The 9,423-nt window shown below is 73.7% G+C and carries 6 protein-coding genes; 2 read left to right on the top strand and 4 right to left on the bottom strand.

Going from position 1 to position 9,423, the window contains the following annotated elements; all coding sequences use genetic code 11:
* Positions 1-15: 15 nt before the first annotated feature.
* From ABD343_RS16715 to ABD343_RS16730, 4 genes are all read right to left on the bottom strand, one after another.
* Positions 16-1,752, bottom strand: coding sequence for an acyl-CoA dehydrogenase family protein (locus ABD343_RS16715; protein WP_344528824.1), 1,737 nt, complete (start codon positions 1,750-1,752; stop codon positions 16-18).
* Between the two features lie 9 nt (positions 1,753-1,761).
* Positions 1,762-3,561 carry an acyl-CoA dehydrogenase family protein gene (locus ABD343_RS16720; RefSeq protein WP_344528826.1) on the bottom strand — a complete coding sequence of 600 codons (1,800 nt, stop codon included), beginning with the start codon at positions 3,559-3,561 and terminating at the stop codon, positions 1,762-1,764.
* Position 3,562: 1 nt separating this feature from the next.
* A complete protein-coding gene (locus ABD343_RS16725; protein ID WP_344528828.1) occupies positions 3,563-5,338 on the bottom strand; it encodes a fatty acyl-AMP ligase in 1,776 nt (591 codons plus the stop codon).
* Positions 5,339-5,433: 95 nt separating this feature from the next.
* Positions 5,434-7,314, bottom strand: a complete 1,881-nt coding sequence (locus ABD343_RS16730) for an HAD-IIIC family phosphatase (protein ID WP_344528830.1) — start codon at positions 7,312-7,314, stop codon at positions 5,434-5,436.
* 146 nt (positions 7,315-7,460) lie between these two features.
* On the opposite strand from ABD343_RS16730, the gene ABD343_RS16735 reads away from it, so the two are divergent.
* Positions 7,461-7,958 (top strand): SRPBCC family protein, encoded by a 498-nt coding sequence (locus ABD343_RS16735; RefSeq protein WP_344528832.1) that lies wholly within the window; start codon positions 7,461-7,463, stop codon positions 7,956-7,958.
* A 74-nt stretch (positions 7,959-8,032) separates the two neighbouring features.
* Positions 8,033-9,277, top strand: a complete 1,245-nt coding sequence (locus ABD343_RS16740) for an FAD-dependent oxidoreductase (protein WP_344528834.1) — start codon at positions 8,033-8,035, stop codon at positions 9,275-9,277.
* Positions 9,278-9,423 lie beyond the last annotated feature (146 nt).

The following is a 9,423-nucleotide window of genomic DNA, read 5'->3' on the forward strand; positions in this document are numbered from 1 at the left end:
TCGGGCTCCGGCGGGTCAGCCCGCCAGAGGGGTGTTGTAGAGGTCGTAGCTCGCGTTCTCCTGGAACCGGCGCAGAACCTCCTCGTGGACGCGGGGTTCGCACTCGGCGGGCAGCTCCGGCGGGTGGTGGCCCAGTCGCCGGGCGAGCCGGTGCAGCGCGGCGGCGAGCCAGGCGGGGTCGGCGAGGAACGGGTCGTCGCCGGGCGCCGCGGCCGCCTGCCGCCAGACGCCGATCGCGGAGGCCGCGGCGAGCAGCACCGCGTACCGGTCGGCGAGCGCGAAGGAGGCGGGCCGGGCGAGGGCCGTACGGTCCTCCGGGGCCAGCGCGAGGGCCTCCTCCTGGACCTGCCGCAGCTCGTCCATCATCTTCAGCGCGATGCCGTGCGCGGCGCGCTCGACGGGGCTGCCGCTGGGCAGTTCGTCGACGGCGGCGACGAGCGAGGCGCTGAGCCCGTCGCGTCCGCTGGCGAGGGTGAGGCCGTCGAAGGAGACCTCGGGCAGGTCCTCGCGGGGGCGGAACAGCGCGTCGGGCGCGGGTTCGCCGGTGAACCAGGCGCGGCGGGCGAGCCGGGGGAGCTGCGGGATGATCGTGGCCTGGCAGGCGGCGGAGCCCGCGTGGCCGAGGCTGAGCACGGGCAGGTCGCGCACGTGCTTCTGGAAGATCCCGAACTCGCCCTCGCGGACGTAGAAGCGGGCCCCGAGCACGATCGACAGCTCGTTCATGGCGTCCGAGAGCATCCTGGGCACCAGGTACTTCACGGCCGCCGCGTAGACGCTGGTCTCGTCCGGCAGCAGGTGCACGGCGCGGGATCCGGCGAGGGAGAGGCTGTCGCAGACCAGGAGGTCGAGGAAGGCCCCGGAGAGGGTGGCCTTGGCGTGCGGGATCTCCATCACGGAGCGCCGGTAGAGCTGGCGGCCGAGCGCGAAGCGGACGACGGTGCGCAGGCTGGTGTCGGTCGCGCCGAGGGCCATGCCGGGCACGGCGGTGCGGGTGATCTGGAAGGCGCGCAGGGCGAGTTCGACGCCCTGGCCCAGCTCGCCGACGAGCGCGCCGGGCGGCAGCGGGCAGTCCTCGAAGTGCAGCCCGGACAGGTGGCAGCCGCGCACGCCGACGGCGTCGTAGCGGGGCAGCACCCGGAAGCGGCCGGCGTCCAGGCCCGCGCGTTCGGCGAGGACCACGGAGTGGCTGCGGCTGCCGGGCCTGTCGCTGGTGCGGCTGAACAGCACCCAGGCGTCGGCCCTGTCGGCGTTGTTGATGACCTGCTTGGTCCCGTTGAGCAGGAAGCCCTCCCCGGTCGGGGTGGCCTCGAACTCGTTGCGGACGAAGTCGTTGCCGTGCGCCAGTTCGTGGTAGGCGACGGAGACCTTGCCGCCGTCGAGCAGCAGCCGCGCGAGCCGGGCGCGCTGCTCGGCCGTGCCGCAGGTCCACACGTTGACGGCGGCCATGAACGAGGTGACGCCGTAGCCGAGCCCGAGCGCTACGTCGCGGCGGAAGACCTGCCGCATGACGCGCACGAGGTTGTCGATGCGCTCCAGCCGCCCGCCGTGGGCGCGGGGCACGAAGTCGGCGTTGAGCGCCACGTCGTCGAGGATCCGCTCGCCGGGGGCGAGCATCTCGCCCTCCTCGTCGGCCTCCAGGACGCGCGCGTACGAGACGTCGCCCAGCGGGTCGGACGGGTCGCCGAGGACCTTCTCCAGTTCGGCGATACGGGCGCCGACGCGCTCCTCCTGTGCCGCGATTCCGATCGACATGGGGTCCTCTCAGCTCTCTCCGGCGCGCGGGCCGGTCGTTCCGCGGGGCGTCCGCTGGGGCAGCAGGGAGAACAGCGCACCGTCGCGGCGGGCCGCGCGCAGACGGTCGAGCAGTTCCTCCCGGGTCTCCGGGTCCCCGGCCGCCGGGGCGCCGAGCCGGGGCAGCAGCCGGTCGAGCGCGGCGCGCAGCCACAGCCCGTCCCGCCACAGCGCCCCGGTGGGGCCGTCGGCGACGGCGTCGGCGCTGGCGGTCCACAGGCCCAGGCAGGCGGCGGCCGCGTAGCAGTGGGCGTAGCGGCGGGCCGTCGCGAAGGCCGCCTCGGGGACCTCGGCGAGGGCGTCCTGGTGCGTGGCCATCTCGGCGTGCAGCGCGTCGGCCAGCTCCTGGACGCGCCGGGCGCGGGCGGCGGTCGGCGCGAGCGCCGGGTCGGCGGCGGCCCGCCGCTCCAGCGCGGCGACCGAGCCGGGCAGCGAGGCGAGGACGCCGCTGCCGCGCCGGGCCACCAGGGAGAGGCGCGCGTGGTCGAGGGAGCGCAGCGGAGCGCACAGGTCGTATGCCGCCGCCGCGCCCTCGCGGTCGCCGGTGCCGCGACGGTGGCCGCGTACGAGCGAACGGAACTGGTTCACCAGGGAGTTCAGGTTGACCAGCGTGTTGCCGTCGAAGAGGCCCACGATCCTGTGGTCCCGCTCAACCTTCTGGAACCTGCCGTCGGCGTGGACGCCCTTGAGGAAGGCGCGCGCGCCCAGCAGCCGCGTCAGGTCGCCGAGCACCGCCTCGGTGCCGCTGGGCAGCAGGTACTTCGTGACGGCGGAGGTCACGCTCATCTCGTCCGTCTGGGTGTGCACGGCACGGGACGCGACCAGGGCCAGGGCCTCGTGGAGCAGCACGTCGGCCGCGCAGTTGGCGAGCGTGTGCCGGGCCTGGGGCAGGTCGATCAGCCGCCGCCCGTACAGCTCGCGCTCCTCGGCGAAGTCCAGGCCGAGCGCGAGCCCGTGGTCGGCGGCGCCGAGCGAGAGCGCGGCGCACAGGGTGCGGGTGAGCTGGAGGGCCTTGAGGACGGTCTCGATGCCGCCGCCCTCGGTGCCGACGAGCGCCTCGCGGGGCACCCGGGCCCCGTCGAAGGCGATGCCGGAGATGTCGGCGCCGCGGATGCCGTGGGTGTGCACCTTCGGCACGTGCCGGAAGGTGTCGCGGGCGAGCGTGCGCTTGTCGACGAGGAGGACGCTGAAGCCGCGCGGGCCGCCCGCCGGGTCGGTGCGGGTCAGCAGGGAGAGCAGGCTGCCCCGCGTGGCGTTGTTGATCAGCCACTTCTCGCCGTCGACCCGCCAGCCGCCGTGGCCGTTGCTGTTGCCGGTCCCGTCGCCATCGCCGCCGACCGGGGTGCCGCGCACGTCCCCGGCGAGCAGGTCGCTGCCGTGGGCGCGTTCGGTCAGGGCCAGCGACACGGGCAGGCCCGCGCGGATCGCGCCGCCGAGCGCCGCGGACTGCTCCGCCGTACCGGCGACCCAGACGCAGACGCCGCCGAGGTAGGTCTTGCCGTGCCCGATGGCGACCGTCAGGTCGCGGCGGGCGACCGCGCGGCAGAGCTGGAGGATCTGCTCGTAGTCCCGCATGCTGCCGCCGTGCTCGGCGGGCACGTAGTAGCCGGGCAGCCCCCAGCGGTCCAGGCGTGCGCAGATCGCGGCGGGGAACTCCTCCTTCTCGTCGAGTTCGACGCAGCGCGCGTACGAGAACTCCTCGGCGGGGTCCCGGGGGTCGCCGAGGTACCGGTCGAGGTCCTCGGCGAGCCGGTAGGGCGGATGGTCCATGTCACACCACCGGCTCCAGCGGGCGGTCGGTGGCGTCGGAGACCAGCTCGCGCACGGCGGGCTCCAGCACCTCGTACAGCGGGGTGATGGCGCCCTCCAGGAAGAGCTTGCGCATCGCGGTGCGCTGGATCTTCCCGCTGGTGGTCTTCTTGATGGTGCCGGGCCGGACGAGGACGACGTTGCCGGCCGGGACGTTGAACTCCATCCCGATCAGCCGCTGCACGCCCGTCGCCACGGTCCGCAGGTCGGTGCTGACGGCGCTGGTGCGCACCTCCTGGAGGACGACCAGGTGCTCGCGGTCGGTGTCCACGGCGAACACCGAACCGGAGCCCGCGCCCAGGGCCTTGTCGCTGGACTGCACGGCCCTCTCGATGTCCTGCGGGTACAGGTTCCGCCCGGCGAAGATGATGATCTCCTTCAGGCGCCCGGTGACGTACAGCTCGCCGCCCTCGAAGGCGCCGAGGTCGCCGGTGCGCAGCCAGCCCGCGTTCCCGCCGGTGATCTCCGCGTCGAAGATCTCCTTGTTGGTCAGCGGCCGCTTCCAGTAGCCGCGCGCGACGCTGTCGCCCTTGACCCAGATCTCCCCGACGTGCCCCTCGGGCCGCTCCTCGCAGGACTCGGGGTCCACGATGCGCACGTCGAAGTCCCTGACGACGCCGCTGCTGACCAGCTCCCTGACGGGTGCGCCCTCGCGCGTGCCGGCCAGCTCGCCGCGCTCCAGCCCGGCCGCGTCCACCCCGCGCACCACGGGGCGGGTGCCGCGCGGCACGCCGGAGACGAGCAGCGTCGTCTCGGCCATCCCGTAGCAGGGGAAGAACGTCTCGGGCCGGAACCCGACGGGCTCGAACCGCTCGGTGAACGCGCGGATCGTCTCGGCCCTGATCGGCTCGGCGCCGTTGCAGGCGGCCTCCCAGGTGGACAGGTCGAGGGTCTCCATGTGCGCGTCGGTGACGCGGCGCAGGCACAGGTCGTAGGCGAAGTTGGGGCCGCCGCCGATCGTCACGCCGTAGTCGCCGATCATCTGGAGCCACCGGAAGGGCCGCTTGAGGAACGACACCGGGGACATCAGCGCGGCGGATCCGCCCAGGTAGAGCGGCTGGAGGATGTGCCCGATGAGGCCCATGTCGTGGTAGAAGGGCAGCCAGCCGCCGTACCGCGAACGCTCGTGGGAGCCGACCGAGTTGCGGATCGCCTGCTGGTTCGCGATCAGGTTCGCGTGCGAGACCATGACGCCCTTGGGCTCGCTGGTGGAGCCGGAGGTGTACTGCAGGAAGGCGAGGCTGTCGGGTTCGAGGCCCGGCTCGTGCCAGGCGCCGGGGTCGCCGTAGGGGCCCTGGTCGGTCGCCAGGCACAGCACCTCGGTCATGCCCTCGGCGGCCAGCCAGGCGGCGATCTCCGGGGCGTTGCCGGTGTCGGTGAGCACGGCGCGCGCCTCGGCGTCCCGCAGGATCCCGGACACGCGGGCGAAGTGCTGGCCCTGCTCGGTCGGGAGGGGCGCGGGCACGGCGACGGCCCCGGCGTAGAGGCAGCCGACGAACGCCTTCACGAAGGCGGTGCCCGGCGGGTAGAGCAGCAGGACCTGGCGGCCCTCGGCCCCGTTCGCCTGGAGCCAGGACGCGATCCGCTTGGCCTCCTGGTCGAGCGTGGCGTACGTCAGGTGCTCGGGGCCCGAACCGCTGGCGTCGTCCGGCAGAAAGATGAACGAGTCCTCGGAACCGAGCGCTTCTGCGCGCGCCAGGACGAGTTCCGTGAACGTGCGGAAGCCTGTGCTTGTCACGTCGTTCCCTGACCTCTCAGACGAGGATGTGTCGGACGAAGCGAGGGTCGCCCGGTTCCCTAAGGGTTCACTTGCGCGGACCGGCGCCCCGGCCCTCAGAATCCGGCGGTGAGCGCCACGTGTTCCGGGAGCTGTGGGAGGGTCTCCAGGGAGTGGGTGAAGGACAGCGCGCCGTCCGGGTGCTCCTCGGTGAGGACGAAGCCGAGCGTGGTCCAGAAGTCCCGGTAGCGGGCGTTCTTCGCCGTGGGCCGGTACGCGGCGTACGCCCGCGCGGCGCCGGTCTCCTTCGCGTGGCGCAGCAGCGCGCCCAGCGCGGCCTGCTCGATGCCGCGGGCGAAGACCCGGCAGCTCAGCAGGACGTTGTCCAGGTGCAGCGCGCCGTCGGCCCGGTGCGCGAAGACCGCGCCGACCACCCCGTTGTCCCCGAAGCGGTCGCGGGAGCGGATCGCGAGGGCGAGCGCGTCGCCGTCCTCGCGGATCCGCTGCACGTCGGCCTGCTGGAGGCGGCGCGTCGTCAGGTTGAACTGGTTGGTGCGCAGCGTGATCTGCGCGAGCCGGGCGACCTCGTGGTCCCGCGCGGGCGACACCTCGACCCGTACGTCGAGGCCCGCGAGGTACTCCTCCATCGAGCCGGCGCTCTCCCTCAGGTCGGCGCGCTCCGCGTCGGAGCGGTACTGCCCGGCGCGCAGCCGGTCCTCGGCGGTCAGCTCCCGCACGTCGAACCAGCCGTCGGCCAGCAGCCGTTCGGCGTGCAGCGCGGGCTCGTCGTCGAGGGGCACGAGGGCGACCTCGGGGAGGTTCTCGGCGACCAGGCCCCGCTCGAAGGGCGAGTCGTCGGCGAAGACGAAGCTGTCGATGCCGAGGTTGAGGCGCGCGGCGATGTCGCGGAGGTTGCCGTCCTTGGGCTGCCAGTTGGCGGTGACGCGCACGAAGTCGTCCTCGCGCAGCGTCATGTCGGGGTGGCCGCGCAGCACCTCCCGCACGGGCTCCTCGTCGTTCTTGCTGCACACGGCGAGCAGCACGCCCTGCGCGCCGAGCTGCTTGACGACGCGCTGGAAGGCGCCGAACGCCTCGCCTCGGTAGGTCGTCGCGGCGGCGATGCCGTCGGGCCCGTCGTCGCCGAGGACGCCGTCCCACAGGGTGTTGTCGAGGTCCACGACGAGGACCTTCTTCGTACGGCCGCGCAGGGTGCGCACGAGGTGGCCGATCTCGCGGGCGTAGCGGCCGAGCAGCTCCTCGCCGAGCTGGACCTTCGCGTAGGCGGCGAGGCGGGTGTCGCGCACGGGGCCGCCCTCGGCCGCGAGGGGGTCGAGGTCCACGACGTGCAGCCGCGGGTGGCGGGCGGTGAGCCGGAGCAGGCCCGCGTTGAACTCCCGCCACACGGCTCCGAGTTCGGCCCGCGAGCGGTGGTCGGCGAGCTGCGCGGTGTGGGTGCGCAGCAGCGGCAGGGTGTTGAGGACGAGCGTGCCGGGGGCGTGCGCGGCGTGCCGCTCGACCAGGCCGCCCAGCAGCTCCAGCTTGGCGGCGGCGGCCTCGGCGACGTCCTCCACCCGCCAGGGCACGGGCAGCTCCCCGAACACCACCTCGGCGTCGAGGACACACAGGGCCAGCTCGGTGCCCTCCGCGTACAGGGCGCTGCCGGTGTCGCGCAGGTCGCGCAGCCACGCGTCGTGGTCGCCGACGGTGACGCGCAGCGGAATGCCGTGCCGGGCGAGCTGCCCGGTCAGCGGCGCGGTCAGCCCGTCGAGGGTGCCGTGGCCCGTGAGGGCGGCGGTGACGGGGGCCGTGCCGGGGTGGCGTGCCTCGATCTCCTCGACGGGGACGCGCTGGAGGAGCCGCCCGGCGCGGGCCAGGCCGGCGGGGTCCAGCTCCGCGAGGAGTCCGGGCACGGAGGGGTACTCGACGGCGAGCTTCCCGGTGGTGTGGAGCTCCCTCAGCCGCTCCAGTGCCGTGCTCGCCGGTGCAGGTGCTGCCACGGTGTCGTCCTCACTCCTGAACGGTGGTATCGGGCCGCGGCAGCGTCCCCGGCCCTGCTTAAGGCCGCCTTGCACAAGCGATCCTCGAGCGCGCCACGGGACCCTGGTCGCGGCTCGTACGCCCGACTCCCGAAAGGAACGTGACGATGACCGTCATCTCCGAAGCACGCGGGAAGAGGGGGGTGTTCTCGCGCGGCATCGCCAGCGGCATCCACATCGGGGCGCCGCCCGAGCGGGTGTGGGACGTCCTCGCGGACTTCGCGCGCTTCCACGAGTGGAACCCGTTCCTGGTGGAGGCCGAGGGGCGCGCCGAGCCGGGGACCCGGCTGAAGCTGCGCTTCAAGCTGCCCGGGGGCGGCATGGAGATGGTCTTCCGCCCCACGATGCTGGTGTGCGAGCGGGGCGAGATGCTGCGCTGGCGGGGCCGGTTCGGGATGCCGGGGGTCTTCGACGGCGTGCACACCTTCCGCCTCACCCCCCGCGACGGCGGCACGGACGTGCTGCAGAGCGAGCGCTTCTCGGGCGCGCTGGTGCCCTTCATGCACAAGATCATCACCGCGAGCGAGCGGGGCTTCGCCGACCTCAACACCGCCCTGAAGTCCCACGTGGAGCCGAACTCGGTGCCCCCTCCCGCCGGGGCGTGAGGGCGCAAGGGGCTCTTTAGCCCACCGGCCCAGCCTGGGGCGCCCAACCCCATCCACGGCGAGAGGCGGGAACGATGCCCGAGGGTCCCGAGACTCTGGAGACGCAGGTCTGTGTGGTCGGCGGCGGGCCCGCCGGGCTGACGCTCGCGCTGGAGCTGGCGCGCCGCTCCGTGTCGGTGGTCGTGCTGGAGCAGAGCGCCCGCTTCGACCGCTCGTTCCGCGGCGAGTCCGTCTCGCCCGACTCGGTCTGGCTGCTGGACCGGCTCGGCCTGCTGGACCGGCTGGCCGACGACTACCAGCAGATGCGGCACATGGAGATCCAGGACGCGGGCCGGCCCGTGCTGCGCGCCGACTTCTCCACGTTCCCCTACCCCTACCCGTACCCGGTGGAGATGCCGCAGCCCGCGCTGCTGACGGCGCTGGCCGAGGAGGGCGCGCGACATCCCGGGTTCACGCTGCTCCAGCGGGCGACCGCGACGGAGCTGGTGCGCGGCGACGACGGCCGGATCGCGGGCGTACGCGCCCGGACCCGCGGGGGCACCCGCACGGTGCGCGCGGAGCTGACGGTCGCCGCCGACGGCCGCTTCAGCAAGGTCCGCGAGATGTCGGGGCTGCCGTACCGCAGGATGCCGCTGGAGCGGGACGTGGTCTGGCTCAAGCTGCCGTTCCCCGCCGAGTGGGACGACCGCACGTACCGCATCCGGATCGCGGGCGACCAGCACGGCCTGTTCATCCCCACTCGCCCCGACAGCGTCCGGGTGGGCTTCAACATCCGCAAGGGCGGCCTGCGCGAGCTGCGCTCCCAGGGCCTCGACGCGCTGTACGAACGGCTGGACACGCTGGCCCCCGAACTCTCCACGGCCGTACGGGAGAACGTCCGCGCCTGGTCCGACACCTCCATGCTGGACATCTTCACGACGACCGCGCCGCGCTGGTCGATGCCGGGCCTGGTGCTGATCGGCGACGCGGCGCACACTCTCACCCCGATCCTGGGGCAGGGCGTCAACCACGCCATCATCGACGCGGTGACGCTCGCCCCGCTGGTCCGCGGCGCGTTCGAGGAGGGCGGCGGCCCCGACGCGCTGCTGCGCGCCTCGCGCGAGTTCCAGTCCTCGCGCGAGGCGCTCATCCACAAGTCGCGCGCGCTGCAGCTCCGCCAGGAGCGGCTGTTCGCGCTGCGGGAGCCGGTCGGCGGTACGTTCCGCCGGGGCCTGTACCGGGTGGTGGGCCGCAGCGACCGCCTGACCCAGCGCGTCCTGGCCAGCGCCTACTTCCAGTTGCAGGAGAAGGGCCCACAACAAGTCCCGGCCCAGGTGTGAGACCTGCTTTTCCCCCAGGCACGTGTCGGCCCCGGCGATCCGCCGGGGCCGATGCGCGTACCCACGTGCCGGGCAGGGGCTGCCCCTCACCGCGCATTGCGGACCGCGCCGCCATCGTGGCCGCTCGCGCAGTTCCCCGCGCCCCT

The organism is Streptomyces albiaxialis, from assembly GCF_039530985.1.
GTDB classification, from domain to species: Bacteria; Actinomycetota; Actinomycetes; order Streptomycetales; family Streptomycetaceae; genus Streptomyces; species Streptomyces albiaxialis.

Coding starts and splice junctions, on each gene's coding strand:
- ABD343_RS16715 (WP_344528824.1), bottom strand. CDS start 1,752: ATGTCGATCGGAATCGCGGCACAGGAGGAGCGCGTCGGCGCCCGTATC.
- ABD343_RS16720 (WP_344528826.1), bottom strand. CDS start 3,561: ATGGACCATCCGCCCTACCGGCTCGCCGAGGACCTCGACCGGTACCTC.
- ABD343_RS16735 (WP_344528832.1), top strand. CDS start 7,461: ATGACCGTCATCTCCGAAGCACGCGGGAAGAGGGGGGTGTTCTCGCGC.
- ABD343_RS16740 (WP_344528834.1), top strand. CDS start 8,033: ATGCCCGAGGGTCCCGAGACTCTGGAGACGCAGGTCTGTGTGGTCGGC.